Here is a 15,227-nt window from a genome sequence, read left to right on the forward strand (position 1 = left end):
TGCAAATTTTGTAATAAATACTGTTAACGTCGAGCGGGCTTAAATTGACTTAGCATAAATAATGCTGCTGCGGATACCACAACTGAAGGACCTGCTGGTGTATCATAATACCATGACATTGCTAACCCTATTACCACGGAAATTGAACCAATAATAGAAGCAATTACCGCCATCGCTTCTGGACTATGTGCAAAACGACGTGCCGTTGCTGCTGGAATAATTAATAGTGAGGTGATAATTAATGCGCCAACAAATTTCATCGCTACCGCAATCACCATACCAACCATTAGCATTAATAATAATCGCATTAGATCAACATTTACGCCTTCAACTTGCGCCATTTCTTCGCTGATGGTCATTGACAATAATGGTCGCCACAGATAAATAAGTAAGGCTAACACGATAGCACCGCCGCCATAAATCCACATTAAATCTGTAGTAGTAACTGCCAATAAATCACCAAATAAATAGGCCATTAAATCAATACGAACATTATCTAAAAAGCTCACCGCAACTAAACCGAGTGATAACGCACTATGGGCGAGTATACCCAGTAACGTGTCGGTTGCGACATAACGTTGTTTTTGTAATGTCACCAAAATAACCGCTAATACCAAACAACAAATAATTAACGCAAGGTTTAAGTTGATATTAAATAAAAAGCCTAAAGCAATTCCCAGTAATGATGCATGTGAAAGCGTATCACCGAAATAAGCCATTTTACGCCATACTACAAAGGAACCTAGCGGGCCGGCTAAAAGGGCAATCCCAATACCTGCAATTAATGCGGGAAGTAGAAACTCAATCATTATTTATTATTATCCTGATGATTATTACAGCATGTTGAGGGTGTTGTTGAATCATCGTGTCGGTGATTATGTTGGTGTTGGTATAACGCTAGTTGATCGCTGGCTTGACGGCCAAATAACGCAATGTATTTAGGATGGTTGGTAACACTAAAGGGACTACCTGAGCAACAGATATGGTGCTGTAAACAGATTACGTTATCAGTTTTTGCCATGACCAGATGAAGATCATGTGAAACCATTAATATTGCACAATTGAGTAAATCACGTAATTGCTGAATTAAGCGATAAAGCTCTAATTGACCTGTTACATCAACCCCTTGAACCGGTTCATCTAAGACCAGTAAATCCGGTTTTTGAAGTAATGCTCGAGCTAATAATACCCGTTGCATTTCACCACCAGATAAACGGTGCATGTCACTTTCCATCAAGTGCATACCATTAACCATGGCCAATGCTTCATGACGTTGTGCCAGTGAATAACGTCCAGCTAGACGCATAAATCGATCGACAGAAAGGGGTAAGGTGTTGTTAAGGTGAATTTTTTGCGGTACATAACCAATCCGTAGTCCTTTCTGACGGATGACTTTCCCCAATGTTGGTTTTTGTAATCCTGTGATCACTTTAACCAAGGTGGATTTGCCTGCACCATTAGGGCCAATAAGGGTTGTGATTTCACCACGCTCTAATTTGAGTGCAACATTATCTAAAACATTACGTCCAGAGAAGGCCACTGTGAGTGATTGTAATTCTACTAATGTTGTCATAAAGCGAGCTTAAAATAAGAGTTTGTCAAAATGTTATGTTATATTATAACATCTCCGTTTTAGATGTGTTACTGTTAATACACGCCGATTATAGCCAATTGAGAAAAATTCTTTGCTGATAATCAATAATTTTTGCTGCTTTATATTTTTATAGGAAAAATCATGCATCGTTTAAGCTCGTTATGTTGTGCTACTGCTACTGCTATTGTTATGTCAGGTTCTGCATTGGCTTCTGATACCTTTAATGTGGTTACTACTGTTAAGCCACTAAATCTGATTGTCAGCGAGTTAACTCAAGGTGTTGCGACTAGCGAATTTGTTATTCCGTTAGGCGCGTCGCCTCATGATTATGCATTACGTCCTTCTGATATTAAAAAGCTTAAACAAGCGGATCTTGTGGTTTGGGTTGGACCTGAATTAGAGTCATTCTTAACCAAAACTATGGCATCAAAGCCTGAAAATATTGCATTAAGCCAGCAAGATGGCATTAACTATCGTTATTATTCTGAAGAAAAACAAGATCATGATGAGCATGAGCATGAGCATGAGCATGAGCATGAGCATGAGCATGAGCATGAGCATGAGCATGAGGGGCATGAACATGAAGGGCATGAACATGAAGGACATCATCATCACCATCATGGTATTGATCCACATTTATGGTTAGGTCCAGATCAAGCTGTGCAGGCAGCAAATGTCATAACTAAGGCATTGATCAAGTATGATCCATTGCATAAAACCACATATACAGCTAATCTTTCTACATTCACAACAGATGTTCAGTTAGCGGTTGCTCAGCTTAATAAACAGTTAAAACCGTTAAGTGATAAAGGTTATTATGTTTTTCATGATGGTTATGGCTATTTTGAACAACAGTTTAAATTAGATAATTTAGGTCATTTTACGGTTGAACCCGATCGTCGCCCAGGCGCTAAGACATTGTTATCTATTCGTGAAGCATTAAAAAATAACCAAGCGTATTGTGTCTTCAGCGAGCCACAATTTTCGCCCGCTGTTGTGGAGTCTGTAACCAAAGGAACGAATGTAAAAATAGGGACTCTTGACCCAATGGCTACCGATATCGTTGAGGGCAAGGGAGGATATGTCCGCTTTCTTAATGAACTTGGACAACGGTTTAGTAAGTGTCTTAATTAATCATGAAATATTATATCGCTGCGGTAGCATCTTTAAAGATGTTGCCGTTGCAGCATAAAATTGCGTTATTTTCAACTACAATTTTGATGGTGGCTGCTATTGCATGGCAGCCATCTAAACATGCAATACATTTCCCCAGCTTAAAAAAAACAGCACCTGTTGCTGTACCTATTAATCTCACTCACTCTGAAGAATTAGAATCGGATAGTGAGCCGATGGGGGCATCCTTAGATCAAAATGATCCTCAATTTCAAGCGCCTAAAGATGAAATTGAACAACAATTAGTTCAAGCTCACGCTGAAATAGAATCTAAACACCGCGTAGCATCAGGGGAAACATTAGGGATTATTTTCTCTCAATACGGTTTACCTATTTCAGAAATGTACCGTTTAATTGATGCGAATAAATCAGTACAACAGTTACGCGTTGGACAAACATTAGAATGGGAAGTTAATACCGATGGTAAATTAACATCGTTAAGTATTATTCGTAGTAAAAAAGTGACCGATACTTATACCCTGACTAAAAAAGGCTATACCTATAAGGAAGTTCAACAAAAAGGTGATATTAAGCCTGTAACATTAACTGGACGAGTCTCTGGTAGTTTTTATAATTCTGCACGTGCTGCAGGGTTAACCCCTACTCAAATTGGTAGTGTAGTAAAAGCATTACAATGGAAAATGAATCTTAGTCGTGATGCACGTAAAGGTGATTCATTTGGGGCGGTATTAGATCGTGAATTTATCGATGGTAAGGCGGTGAGTAAAGGTAAAATCAATGCCTTTTACTATAAAAGTCAGCGCCGAGGGCGTTCTATATTTATTGCTCGTGGTGCAGACGACCAATTTTATGATCAAAATGCACGCAGTTTAAACCGTGGTTTTAAGCGGATCCCATTGTTGCGTTCATATCGCATTAGCTCTTCATTTAACCCAAATCGTTTACACCCTATTACTAAACGTCGTTCCCCACATAACGGTACTGATTTTGCGGTGCCTGTTGGAACCACTATTTTGGCGGCTGGTGATGGCGTAGTGGTGAAGTCTCGTTATCATCCACTTGCAGGCAATTACATTGTTATTAAGCATGGGCGAGAACACATGACCCGTTATTTACATTTGAGTAAACGTCAAGTCAAAGTGGGTGATAAAGTTAAAATGGGACAGCGTATTGCCAAAAGTGGTAATACTGGGCGTTCAACGGGTCCACACCTCCATTTCGAATTAATTAAAAATGGTCGTCCGGTTAATGCAATGAAAGTACCTCTACCACAAGCTGCACCATTAAGAGGTAGCACGCGTACTCAATTTATGCGTAATGTTAAAGCGTATAAAAAACAATTAAGTACAAAAATGTCGAGTTAATAGAGACAGTAATGGTTGTTCTGAAAGCGTATCGAAAGGTGCGTTTTTTTTTGCTTGCTGATTTTTGAATGTATTAGCTGTTATTTGATATTTTAGTGGTTATTTGTATTGTTAAATGTTTATTTGCTAGTTGAAAACCTTTATTTAAAACAGGCATGAAATAATTGATTTAAGACAAGACTAATTTCGTATCAAAGTGTAAAATCCCCTATATCGTAATGAAAATAATTCTTATTAAGGTAGCCGTTTAGCTATGAAACTGTCAGAGATGTCGTGTGGTCACAGCGGTACAGTGATTAATATGTCTGCGTTGCCAGCTGTAACGCGTAAAAAATTAATGGTTATGGGGTTACTACCGCATACAGAAATTACTGTTGTTCGTTTAGCACCATTAGGGGATCCACTTCAGGTTCGAGTGCGTGGTGTTGATATTGCGCTTCGTAAAAAAATTGCTGAAGATATAGAAGTAGAGGTTAAATAATGCAATATGACATTCTTACCGTTGGTAATCCCAATAGCGGTAAAACGACATTGTTTAATGGATTAACAGGTTCAAAACAGCAGGTAGGTAATTGGGCTGGTGTTACTGTTGAAAAGAAGACTGGTCGTTACCAACATAATGGTGATGATTTTTCTCTTACTGATCTTCCAGGCATTTATAACCTTGATAGTGCGAATGATGCCAATAGTATTGATGAAGCAATTGCATCGCGCGCGATTTTGACAACACCTGCAGATATTATTATTAACGTTGTTGATGCATCATCGCTTGAACGTAGTTTATACATGACGTTGCAATTGCGTGAATTAGGTCGGCCAATGGTGGTTGTACTTAATAAGATGGATGTGTTGAAACGTCAACAACAAGTATTAGACCTTAAAGCTTTAGAAAAAGCGCTAGGTTGTCCTGTTATCGCATTATCTGCAAATAACATGGAACGTATTGGCGAATTTAAATCTAAATTGCATAAAATGCTGATTCAAGGCATTGTTGTTTCAGACTTTTCACTTGATTATGGCGATGATTTTGAAGCGACTGTGGATAAATTAAAACCGTTATTTATTCATGATGATACGTTAAATTCTCGCGCGCAATCAATTCGCGTATTAGAAAATGACACGCTAGTTATTCACACATTGTCTGAAGAAAATAAGCAGCAAGCGTGTGCTATTCGTCAACAAATGTTGGATTTAGTTGATCCTGATATTCAAGTTGCAGATGTTAGATACACTTTTTTGCATCAATTATGTCAGAAAGTACGTCGCCAAGAAGGCCGTTTGAGCAATAGCCTCACCGATAAAATTGACCGCGTGTTATTACATCGTGCTATTGGTATCCCATTTTTCTTCTTGGTAATGTATGTGATGTTCATGTTTGCTATTAACGTGGGCAGCGCATTTATTGACTTCTTTGATATTAGCTTTGGTGCTATTTTAGTTGATGGTGGTCACTATCTATTAGATAACCATTTACCTGTATGGTTAGTAACGATTATTGCGAATGGTATTGGCGGTGGTATTCAAACTGTTGCGACATTTATTCCAGTGATTGCCTGTTTATACCTGTTTCTTGCTGTATTGGAAAGCTCAGGTTATATGGCACGTGCGGCTTTTGTACTTGATAAAGTCATGCAAAAAGTCGGTTTACCAGGTAAAGCATTTGTTCCGTTAGTGCTTGGTTTTGGTTGTAACGTTCCGGCTATTATGGCAACACGTACTTTAGAACAAGAACGTGAACGTAAACTAGCTGCAGCAATGGCCCCGTTTATGTCATGTGGCGCTCGCTTACCTGTATATGCTTTATTTGCTGCAGCATTCTTTCCTGATAATGGCCAAAACGTTGTTTTTGCACTGTATATTTTAGGTATTGCAGCTGCTGTTATGACCGGTTTGATTCTACGTAATACGCTTTACCCTGGTGCTAGCGATAGCTTTATCATGGAAATGCCAAACTATGAATTACCAACAATGCGTAACGTTGTCATTAAAACATGGCAGAAGCTGAAGCGTTTTGTATTTGGTGCTGGTAAAACAATTGTGGTTGTAGTAACTATTTTAAGTTTCTTTAACTCACTCGGTACTGATGGTTCATTTGGTAATGAAGATACATCAAAATCTGTGTTATCGCATGCAGCACAAGTTGTCACTCCTGTCTTAGAACCTATTGGTGTTAAAGCCGATAACTGGCCTGCAACAGTGGGTATTATTACCGGTATTTTTGCTAAAGAAGCGGTCGTTGGTACGTTAAATAGTTTGTATGCACCAGCCCTTGATGGTGGTAACGAAGAGTACGATCTTGTTAGTAGCTTAAAAGAAGCCGTTGCCTCTATTGGTGATAATCTAGCAGCATTAAGCTTTAGTGATCCTTTGGGTATTGAGGTGGGTAGTCTTGAGAACCAAACTGCGGTTGCTGAAGAGCAAGGTGTTGATCAATCGGTTTACGGCAATATTCAATCACGCTTTGTGAGTGGTGCTGCAGCCATGTCGTACCTAATCTTCATTCTGCTTTATACACCATGTGCGGCAGCAATGGGTGCATATGTACGTGAGTTTGGTAAGAAATTTGCTGGCTTTATTGCTGGTTGGACAATGTTACTGGCATATACTTTTGCTTCATTGTTCTATCAAATTGCTGATTTTGCCGTGCATCCAGCCAGTAGTTCGTTTTGGATTGCATTCTTTATTGTCATTAATGTCGGAATTTACTTCTTACTTAAGCGACAAGGTAAAAAGCAGTCTCATTTAGAAGGATTATTGTTTGAATGATTTTACAAAAATTAAAACAGTATATTACAGATAATGGGCGAGTAAGCCGTAAACAGCTTTCATTGCATTTTGGTATGTCTGAAGATGGTGTTGATGCCATGCTTGCTGTTTGGATTCGTAAAGGAACTATAGGCAAGGAATTAGTTGGCTGTGATAGCACGCAATGTTGTCAAACAGCGAAAGATGTGTGGTATCGCTGTTTAGCGGTAAATGAATTATCTGTCACAGTGATGCGCTAATAATCGCGAGCGTCCATCAAAAAAGCAGCCTACGAGCTGCTTTTTTTTATATCAAATAACACTTAATGTAAAAGTACAATTAATAGCCGGAGTTAGAATACTAAGCATTAATAACACTAAAGCCTGTAATATTTGTCAACTCTTGACGCAATTCTTCAGCCAATGCTTGCTGTACTTCTTCGCTACGTTTAATACCTTTAGTATTACCCCAAATAGGACCCGGCCATGCAACATCATCACTAAAACGCGCAATATGATGAAGATGAAGCTGAGGCACGAGGTTACCTAACGCACCAATATTAATCTTTTCAGCCTGATAGTCTTGCTCTAATAAGGCAGCAACTGCAGATGATTCACGCATTAGTTGCTGTTGATCTTGTTCGGATAAATAATGAATTTCACGTAGTGATTCATAGCGTGGAACTAAAATTAGCCATGGGCCAAGGGCTTCTTTAGCAAGCAATACTCGTGATAAAGGCAAATCGCCAAGTATGGTTGTATCTGCCATTAATTGCGGATGAAGAGTGAAACTCATGTAATTATTCCTTAACAGTAGATTCTAGCTCACAAGCTTGAGCAATATTTATTATAGTAAGCTTAATTTAGCGTAATTGGTATTATCCTTTGGGTATACGTGATTGTTACTTTATAGATAATGATTATCCAATAAAAACGTTGCTGAAGTGTATATTAATGGGGGGCTTAAATGGTAGCTGAGTATCAATTTATTCTTGATTACTGGTTTGGTGAGCTAGACGGTGAAGTGACCCGTAATAACAAACATGCACTGTGGTTTTTAGGTGGCGCTGAGGTTGATGCTGAGATTATCTCTAAGTTTCAACGCTGGGTAAGTCAGGCGGGCAATGGTGAACTTAATCATTGGAGCGATACCGCGCAGGGTCGGCTTGCCTTAATTATTTTATTAGATCAATTTCCACGTAATATTTACCGCGGATTAAATGCTGCTTTTCGTTATGATTTATTAGCGTTGGCTATTTGTAAGCGGGGCTTAGCCCTTAATCAAGATGCTGAACTTGCAGCAATTGAACGGGTGTTTTTTTATTTACCATTAGAGCATTCAGAAGATTTAGAAGATCAAGAAGAGAGTGTGTTTCGATTTGATTTATTGCGTAAAATTGTTCAGCCAGAGAACGCTGCAGTGTTTGATAGCTTTTATGAATATGCGAATAGTCATTTAGATGTAATTAAAGAGTTTGGACGTTTTCCGCATCGAAATGCAGTGAAAGGGCGGTTATCTACTAAGAAAGAGCTTACATGGTTACATGATGGTGGTTTACGATTTGGACAATAATTTTTAATATAAGTACTTTAATATAAATACCATTAAAAAAGCCTTCACGAATGAAGGCTTTTTGTTATGTCGCTACTACAATAAGTCACTAGTGCAATAAGTAGCTATCACAATAAAGTGTAATTACATACGCTCTAGTGTTTCGATACCAAGAAGATCCAAGCCTTTCTTGATGGTGTTAGCTGTAAGTAGTGCTAACTTCAAGCGGCTTTGCTTAACAGCTTCTTCAGCGTTAAGAATTGGACATGCTTCGTAGAAGCTAGAGAACAGACCTGCAAGTTCAAACAGGTAAGTACACATTAGGTGTGGTTGACCTTCACGAGCTACAGATTGAACGGCTTCTTCAAATTGAAGTAACTTAGATAGTAACACTTGCTCTTTTTCGTCATTGATAACGATAGGGCATGTTAGATCTTTAAGTTCAATGTTTGCACGCTTGAAGATAGACGCAACACGAGTGTATGCATACTGCATGTAAGGTGCTGTATTACCTTCAAATGCTAGCATGTTGTCCCAATCGAAGATGTAATCTGTGGTACGGTGCTTAGAAAGATCAGAGTACTTAACCGCAGCCATTGCAACTGTTGTAGCAATTTTTGCTTTTTCTTCAGCACTTAGCTCAGGGTTCTTTTCTTCGATTAGCTTGTTTGCACGCTCTTCTGCTTCATCAAGAAGATCAGCAAGACGTACAGTACCACCAGCACGAGTCTTAAATGGACGACCGTCTTTACCTAGCATCATACCAAATGCGTGGTGCTCTAAAGAAACTTCTTCAGGCACATAACCTGCTTTACGTACGATAGACCAAGCCATCATTAGGTGTTGGTGCTGACGTGAGTCGATAAAGTAAAGAACACGGTCTGCATGAAGTTGCTCGTAACGGTATTTAGCACAAGCAATATCGGTTGTAGTGTATAGGTAACCACCATCACGCTTTTGAATGATAACGCCCATAGGGTCGCCATCTTTATTCTTGTATTCGTCAAGGAATACAACTGTTGCGCCGTCGCTTTCTACAGCAAGACCTTTTTGTTTAAGATCAGCAACAACAGGTGCAAGCATATCGTTGTACATTGATTCGCCCATTACGTTTGCATCTGTTAGAGATACACTTAGACGATCGTAGTTACGTTGGTTTTGCTTCAGTGTGATAGCAACAAGTTGACGCCATTTCTCAAGGCAGTATTCATCACCGCTTTGCAGACGAACAACGAAGTTACGTGCAGTTACACCAAACTCTTCGTCTTCATCATAAAGTACTTTTGATTCACGGTAGAAGCCTTCAAGATCGCTGATGTTCATTGAAACATCGCTACCTTCTTTCTCTTTTCGCTCCATATTAGCGATTAGCATACCGAATTGGGTACCCCAGTCACCAAGGTGGTTAGCACGAATAACATTGTGACCTAAAAACTCTAGAGTACGTACAACAGCATCACCGATGATAGTTGAACGTAGGTGACCGACGTGCATTTCTTTTGCTACGTTAGGCGCTGAGTAGTCAACAACAATTGTTTGTGCTTCATCAGTGTTAACGGCTAGACGATCACTTGCTAGCGCTTCTTCACCGCGAGCGGCTAACCATGCTTTATCTAGGAAAATGTTAATAAAGCCAGGGCCTGCAATTTCAACTTTTTCAGCAATACCATCTAGTTCTAGGCAGTCGATAACTTTTTGAGCAAATTCACGTGGGTTCATACCCAGTTTTTTAGCAACGCCCATTACACCGTTTGCTTGGTAATCACCAAACTGTGCTTTTGCTGACTGACGAACTGCTGCTGGGCTACCTGCTGGTGCGCCTGCGGCTTCTAATGCTTGTGATACTTTATTATTAATAAGTGCTTGAATATTCACTCGCTGTTCCTTAAATCGTTTGTAACGCCAATCATAAATATGTGGCAAAAACTTCTGCAGATAGCAAGATATGCCGTTAAAAATACTCACGGAGCTAAAGTGTTTTTTGCTGAACTAAAAAGCGACCAAAGCTACGTGAGTATTTTTTGATGGTAGTGTTAATTTAATATAAACACCAATATCTTGAATAAGCAGCATGCGTTACCCTAATAATACCCACATAGTTAGGTACTTTGGCAACTGGAAAAAGAGATTGTAGGCAATTTTTTTTAAAGTTTTTAAAATAGACTAAAATAAAGCCAAAATTCAGCCCTGATAAGGGCTCTCTAATGGTATTTTAGTTCTTGATAATGCGAAAAGTGTGAGTAATTATGCTGTTGTTTATTAAATGTTACGTGGTTGGAGGTGCAAAATGCAAAATCTGAAACAATTAGGATTACACCCAGAGCAAATGTTAGCTGATTTACCCGCTTTTATGAACCGCGTTATTTGTTTAGCTGATGAAATCGGTATATCACTCTCATCGTATGCAGCAGATCATATTGCATTAAGGGTTAATTCTCAGAATATTGCACTAGAGCTTCATCAGGCGTGGTTAGCGTATGGAACTGAATGGTCAAAGGCTATTATTAATGGACGTCCGATTGTGGTGATTGGTTTTGATACTCCACTGCAAGTCGGGGAGTGGACGATTGAAGCGTTAGAGTTACCTTACCCAAGTGATAAAGTCTATCCACAACAAGGCTGGGAGCATGTCGAGTTTGTTATTCCCGGAAACGCGATGTCATTGGAACAATTAGAACAGTCGATTAATTCAATATTTCCAGCGTTACATTGGCAGCTGTTGGCTGACAAGGGAATTAAAGTTAAAGCGAGTTCTCCTGCTGGTGAGCATGAACGCTTACCTAATCCAACCTATGCGTTTAAAAAAGATAATATATGCATAAAATTACATTCACATTCTTTAGCGGCAGTGATTGCGAGCGAAAAAGAGTAGTCATGTATTTTGTTACGCTAAATTAAGCGAAAAAAATGCCACGGCTAAATCAAGCTGTGGCATGTATAAATCAGTTATTATTTTTAAAGAATCACAGTGCGATTGCCGTGAACAAATACGCGGTCATCGACCACTAAACCAAGCGCTTTGCTCAATACTGATTTTTCAACATCACGGCCAGATTTTGCCATCTCTTCGGCACTGAACGAATGATCAACTGGAATTACGTTTTGGGTAATGATTTGGCCTTCATCAAGATCGTTGGTAACAAAGTGAGCTGTCGCACCAATGATTTTTACACCCCGTTCAAAAGCTTGCTGGTAAGGCTTTGCACCGATAAATGCGGGTAGAAAGCTGTGATGAATATTAATAATCTTATGCGGAAATTGTGCGACAAAATTAGGCGTGAGAATACGCATGTATTTTGCTAGTACGACATAGTTAGGTGAATACTGTTGTACTGCTGCAAGTAATTTTGTTTCATGCTGCTCGCGTGTAAGCCCTTCATGGCAAACATGGTGAAATGGCACATCAAATTTTTCGGTTAAATTTTGTAGTTTATCGTAGTTACCTACTACTGCTGCAATATCTATATCTAGCGACCCATCAAAGGTTTTAACCAAAATATCGCCTAAACAATGGGCTTCTTTGGTCACCATGATAACGACTTTCTTACGCTCAGAGCTAATTAATCGACGCTTACTCCCCACAGGTAATGCGCGGTCTAGATCAGCCAGTAACGTCTCATCATTAAAATAGCCTTCTAACTCTGTTCGCATGAAAAAATGGTTTTTAGCGTTATCAACGTACTCTTTATTATTAATAATGTTGAGCTGATGTTTATGACATATATTGGTGATTTTGGAGATAAGCCCCATATTATCAGGGCATTCCGTTAATAATGTTTTCTTTTCCATGTCTATTCCTGATGACGGCAACGCTATGCTCCGTCTAAAATCATAATTTATCACTATGACGCTTATACTGTGTTGGGGTCAAATAGTTTCTTATGGGCACTGTTTTAGTATCGAGAAATAGCATCTTACACCGCTGGTCGTCGCGTAATAAAATAGGCATAATAGAACAATTGATACTGTATAAATAACCAATAGTGCGAAGTGAATGATAGCTAAGTTTTTTGCCGCTGGTGGTGCGTTAGATAAAGCCATTCCCGGATTTCAAGCTCGACAATCTCAAATTGATATGGCAAAAGCGGTAGCTGATGCGATTAAACAACAATCACAATTAGTGGTTGAGGCCGGGACGGGAACAGGTAAAACATTTGCCTATTTGGTGCCAGCATTAGTCAGTAGTAAAAAAGCCATCATCAGTACGGGGTCAAAAAACCTTCAAGAGCAATTATTTCACCGTGACTTACCCTTAATGGCAACTGCACTTGGATTTACAGGAAAAGTGGCTTTATTGAAAGGGCGTTCAAACTATTTATGTGTAGATCGCCTCAGCCGCCAGATCACGGAAAGCCATGGTGAACATTCCGATCCGGTAATGCTGAGTTTATTGATTAAAACCCGCCAGTGGTCATCAGCCTCTAAAACAGGGGATCTGGGGGAATGTGAAGAAATCGCTGAAGATAGCCCTGTGATCCCGATGATCACCTCGACCAACGATAATTGCCTTGGCAGAGAATGTCCGTCTTATGATGATTGCTTTGTAGTGAAAGCGCGTCGTAAAGCGATGGAAGCTGATATCGTGGTCGTTAACCATCATCTCTTCTTAGCGGATCTTGCCATTAAAGAAACCGGTTTTGGAGAGCTAATTCCTGAAGCTGAAGTATTTATTTTTGATGAAGCCCATCAGATCCCTGATATTGCGAGTCAATATTTTGGTCAAAATCTATCGAGCCGACAGTTAATTGAATTAGCAAAAGATATTGAAATTGGCTATCGCACTGAAGCGAAAGATATGCGCCAATTGCAAAAGGCAGCGGCTCGTTTACAACAAGCGGCGTTTGAAATGCGGATTATTTTGGGCGATCCCGGTTTTCGTGGTAATTGGCGTGAAGCTTCAAAAACTCCTGCGGTACAACGTGAATTAGTACGTCTTAATGATGCCCTTGATTTAATCTATGATGTGCTTAAATTAGCCTTAGGGCGTAGTCAATTATTAGATTCGGCCTTTGAACGAGCGACTTTATTAAAAGCTCGCTTAAAACGAGTAATGGATACCGGCATTATGGGGTATTCGTATTGGTATGAGTGTACGCCACGACAATTTAGTTTAAATATTACGCCGTTATCTGTGGCTGATAAGTTCAGTGAGCGTATGACTGAACAGAAAGGGGCGTGGATTTTTACTTCAGCAACCTTAGCTGTTGATGATGATTTTAGCCATTTTAGTCACCGCTTAGGGCTGCAACCGAAACAACAATTTTCATTAGAGAGCCCCTTTGATTATGCAACTCAAGCTTTGTTATGTGTGCCGCGGCATCTACCTGAACCTAATAGTTATGGATTAGCAGATAAGTTAGTTGAGATGTTAACTCCGGTCATTGAAGCTAATGATGGACGTTGTTTCTTCTTGTGTACCTCGCATCAAATGGTACGAGATCTTGCCGAAGGCTTTCGTGCTCGACTAGATTTACCCGTACTAGCACAAGGTGAAACCAGTAAACAAAAGCTGTTAGCGGAATACCTTGAACGAGGTAATGCATTATTAGTTGCGACGGGGGCGTTTTGGGAAGGCATTGATGTTAGAGGCCAAGCCCTTAGCTGTGTTATCATAGACAAATTACCGTTTACAGCACCCGATGATCCATTATTAAAAGCACGTATTGAAGATTGTCGCCTTCGTGGAGGAGATCCCTTTGCTGAGGTACAAGTACCTGATGCTGTGATCACCTTAAAGCAAGGTGTCGGCCGTTTAATTCGTGATACTCAAGATAAAGGGGTATTAGTGATTTGCGATAATCGTTTAGTCACTCGTGCTTATGGCGCTGTATTTTTGAGAAGTTTACCGCCAATTCCACGCACGCGAAGTGTCGAAGGGGTTAGCGAATTTTTGTCGAGTTTAACGGATATGAATCTATCTGTTACTGACGAGACCCAACATTCAGAGGCTTGAATGAGCACCAAAATTCTGGCAGTAGATACTGCAACTGAAAACTGTTCTGTCGCGCTAATGATCGACGATGACGTTATTTCTCGCTGTGAATATGCTCCTCGTGAGCACACGACGAAAATTTTACCTATGATTGATGCAGTCCTTGCTGACGCTGGCGTAAAGCTAAAGCAGCTTGATGCATTAGCATATGGATGTGGTCCTGGTAGCTTTACCGGTGTTCGTATTGGTATCGGTATTGCACAAGGGTTAGCCTTTGGTGCTAACTTACCTATGATAGGGGTATCTACTTTAGCGGCTATGGCGCAAGGTACGTTTCGTTTGCATCAAGCTGATCATGTATTGACGGCGATTGATGCGCGCATGGGGGAGCTTTACTGGGGGCAATACCAGCGTAAAGCTGATGGCGATTGGCTATTATTGGGCAATGAGCAAGTAATTGCACCTGATGTTTTATTAGCGAACGTACAAGCTGATACCAATGCATGGTTAACAGCGGGTACAGGCTGGGAAGCGTACCCTGAACTATTAAATCAATTACCATTGCAAGCGCAATTAGGTAGTGTGCTTTATCCTGATTCACAAGATATGGTGCATTTAGCTAAATACGCTTTTGCTCGCGGTGAAATCGTTGTAGCAGAGGCTGCAAGTCCAGTTTATTTACGTGATACTGTGACATGGAAGAAATTGCCTGGCCGTGAGTAGTATTAATCGGCATCTGCATTGTCTGTAATGACTGATGTCATCGTGTAAATAAAAGGCGAAGAGTGATAGTTTTACTGATCACTCTTCGTCTTTTATATACCATTATTCTATCAAGCATAACTTTCTTTTCTACTATGGCATCTACAATTCTATATACCGAATAGCAATTATTTGTGTTTCTATA

General features: G+C 39.8%; 14 protein-coding genes. 9 read left to right on the top strand and 5 right to left on the bottom strand.

The features are described from left to right. Nucleotides 1-23: 23 nt before the first annotated feature. On the bottom strand, nucleotides 24-809 hold the full coding sequence (gene znuB / locus Q0V26_RS09855) for a zinc ABC transporter permease subunit ZnuB (protein ID WP_297481333.1): 786 nt from the start codon (nucleotides 807-809) through the stop codon (nucleotides 24-26). Next, nucleotides 809-1,573, bottom strand: coding sequence for a zinc ABC transporter ATP-binding protein ZnuC (znuC, locus tag Q0V26_RS09860; protein WP_297481335.1), 765 nt, complete (start codon nucleotides 1,571-1,573; stop codon nucleotides 809-811). Before znuC ends, znuB begins: the two co-directional genes overlap by 1 nt. A 162-nt stretch (nucleotides 1,574-1,735) precedes the next feature. Here znuC and znuA point away from each other — a divergent pair, with 162 nt between their 5' ends. The 5 genes from znuA (at nucleotide 1,736) to Q0V26_RS09885 (ending at nucleotide 7,097) form a co-directional block, all read left to right on the top strand. Then, a complete protein-coding gene (znuA, locus tag Q0V26_RS09865; protein WP_297481338.1) occupies nucleotides 1,736-2,728 on the top strand; it encodes a zinc ABC transporter substrate-binding protein ZnuA in 993 nt (330 codons plus the stop codon). A gap of 2 nt (nucleotides 2,729-2,730) precedes the next feature. Then, nucleotides 2,731-4,092, top strand: a complete 1,362-nt coding sequence (gene mepM, locus Q0V26_RS09870) for a murein DD-endopeptidase MepM (RefSeq protein WP_297481342.1) — start codon at nucleotides 2,731-2,733, stop codon at nucleotides 4,090-4,092. A gap of 253 nt (nucleotides 4,093-4,345) precedes the next feature. After that, a complete protein-coding gene (locus tag Q0V26_RS09875) occupies nucleotides 4,346-4,573 on the top strand; it encodes a FeoA family protein (RefSeq protein ID WP_065192682.1) in 228 nt (75 codons plus the stop codon). Further along, a complete protein-coding gene (gene feoB / locus Q0V26_RS09880; RefSeq protein WP_297481355.1) occupies nucleotides 4,573-6,858 on the top strand; it encodes a Fe(2+) transporter permease subunit FeoB in 2,286 nt (761 codons plus the stop codon). The genes Q0V26_RS09875 and feoB overlap by 1 nt, the downstream gene beginning before the upstream one ends. Continuing rightward, nucleotides 6,855-7,097, top strand: a complete 243-nt coding sequence (locus Q0V26_RS09885) for a FeoC-like transcriptional regulator (RefSeq protein WP_297481357.1) — start codon at nucleotides 6,855-6,857, stop codon at nucleotides 7,095-7,097. The genes feoB and Q0V26_RS09885 overlap by 4 nt, the downstream gene beginning before the upstream one ends. Nucleotides 7,098-7,197: 100 nt before the next feature. Here Q0V26_RS09885 and Q0V26_RS09890 read toward each other — a convergent pair whose 3' ends face one another. Further along, nucleotides 7,198-7,632 (bottom strand): HIT family protein, encoded by a 435-nt coding sequence (locus Q0V26_RS09890; RefSeq protein WP_297481358.1) that lies wholly within the window; start codon nucleotides 7,630-7,632, stop codon nucleotides 7,198-7,200. 171 nt (nucleotides 7,633-7,803) lie between these two features. On the opposite strand from Q0V26_RS09890, the gene Q0V26_RS09895 reads away from it, so the two are divergent. Beyond that, nucleotides 7,804-8,409, top strand: a complete 606-nt coding sequence (locus Q0V26_RS09895; RefSeq protein WP_297481359.1) for a DUF924 family protein — start codon at nucleotides 7,804-7,806, stop codon at nucleotides 8,407-8,409. Nucleotides 8,410-8,532: 123 nt separating this feature from the next. Here Q0V26_RS09895 and argS read toward each other — a convergent pair whose 3' ends face one another. Then, nucleotides 8,533-10,263, bottom strand: a complete 1,731-nt coding sequence (gene argS, locus Q0V26_RS09900) for an arginine--tRNA ligase (RefSeq protein WP_297481362.1) — start codon at nucleotides 10,261-10,263, stop codon at nucleotides 8,533-8,535. A 412-nt stretch (nucleotides 10,264-10,675) separates the two neighbouring features. Between argS and Q0V26_RS09905 the strand changes: the two genes are divergently transcribed. Beyond that, nucleotides 10,676-11,260, top strand: a complete 585-nt coding sequence (locus Q0V26_RS09905) for a VOC family protein (protein ID WP_297481364.1) — start codon at nucleotides 10,676-10,678, stop codon at nucleotides 11,258-11,260. Between the two features lie 83 nt (nucleotides 11,261-11,343). On the opposite strand, the gene purU is transcribed toward Q0V26_RS09905, so the two are convergent. Then, nucleotides 11,344-12,177 carry a formyltetrahydrofolate deformylase gene (gene purU / locus Q0V26_RS09910; RefSeq protein ID WP_297481367.1) on the bottom strand — a complete coding sequence of 278 codons (834 nt, stop codon included), beginning with the start codon at nucleotides 12,175-12,177 and terminating at the stop codon, nucleotides 11,344-11,346. 205 nt (nucleotides 12,178-12,382) lie between these two features. Here purU and Q0V26_RS09915 point away from each other — a divergent pair, with 205 nt between their 5' ends. After that, on the top strand, nucleotides 12,383-14,341 hold the full coding sequence (locus Q0V26_RS09915; RefSeq protein ID WP_297481369.1) for an ATP-dependent DNA helicase: 1,959 nt from the start codon (nucleotides 12,383-12,385) through the stop codon (nucleotides 14,339-14,341). Beyond that, a complete protein-coding gene (tsaB, locus tag Q0V26_RS09920) occupies nucleotides 14,342-15,043 on the top strand; it encodes a tRNA (adenosine(37)-N6)-threonylcarbamoyltransferase complex dimerization subunit type 1 TsaB (RefSeq protein WP_297481372.1) in 702 nt (233 codons plus the stop codon). The last annotated feature ends 184 nt before the right edge of the window (nucleotides 15,044-15,227 follow it).

Source organism: uncultured Photobacterium sp., assembly GCF_947039875.1.
Classification (GTDB): Bacteria; Pseudomonadota; Gammaproteobacteria; order Enterobacterales; family Vibrionaceae; genus Photobacterium.

What these genes read in the sequence shown, in the direction of transcription:
- znuB (WP_297481333.1), bottom strand. Translation starts at nt 809, where the DNA reads ATGATTGAGTTTCTACTTCCCGCATTAATTGCAGGTATTGGGATTGCC.
- znuC (WP_297481335.1), bottom strand. Translation starts at nt 1,573, where the DNA reads ATGACAACATTAGTAGAATTACAATCACTCACAGTGGCCTTCTCTGGA.
- znuA (WP_297481338.1), top strand. Translation starts at nt 1,736, where the DNA reads ATGCATCGTTTAAGCTCGTTATGTTGTGCTACTGCTACTGCTATTGTT.
- mepM (WP_297481342.1), top strand. Translation starts at nt 2,731, where the DNA reads ATGAAATATTATATCGCTGCGGTAGCATCTTTAAAGATGTTGCCGTTG.
- Q0V26_RS09875 (WP_065192682.1), top strand. Translation starts at nt 4,346, where the DNA reads ATGAAACTGTCAGAGATGTCGTGTGGTCACAGCGGTACAGTGATTAAT.
- feoB (WP_297481355.1), top strand. Translation starts at nt 4,573, where the DNA reads ATGCAATATGACATTCTTACCGTTGGTAATCCCAATAGCGGTAAAACG.
- Q0V26_RS09885 (WP_297481357.1), top strand. Translation starts at nt 6,855, where the DNA reads ATGATTTTACAAAAATTAAAACAGTATATTACAGATAATGGGCGAGTA.
- Q0V26_RS09890 (WP_297481358.1), bottom strand. Translation starts at nt 7,632, where the DNA reads ATGAGTTTCACTCTTCATCCGCAATTAATGGCAGATACAACCATACTT.
- Q0V26_RS09895 (WP_297481359.1), top strand. Translation starts at nt 7,804, where the DNA reads ATGGTAGCTGAGTATCAATTTATTCTTGATTACTGGTTTGGTGAGCTA.
- Q0V26_RS09905 (WP_297481364.1), top strand. Translation starts at nt 10,676, where the DNA reads ATGCAAAATCTGAAACAATTAGGATTACACCCAGAGCAAATGTTAGCT.
- purU (WP_297481367.1), bottom strand. Translation starts at nt 12,177, where the DNA reads ATGGAAAAGAAAACATTATTAACGGAATGCCCTGATAATATGGGGCTT.
- Q0V26_RS09915 (WP_297481369.1), top strand. Translation starts at nt 12,383, where the DNA reads ATGATAGCTAAGTTTTTTGCCGCTGGTGGTGCGTTAGATAAAGCCATT.
- tsaB (WP_297481372.1), top strand. Translation starts at nt 14,342, where the DNA reads ATGAGCACCAAAATTCTGGCAGTAGATACTGCAACTGAAAACTGTTCT.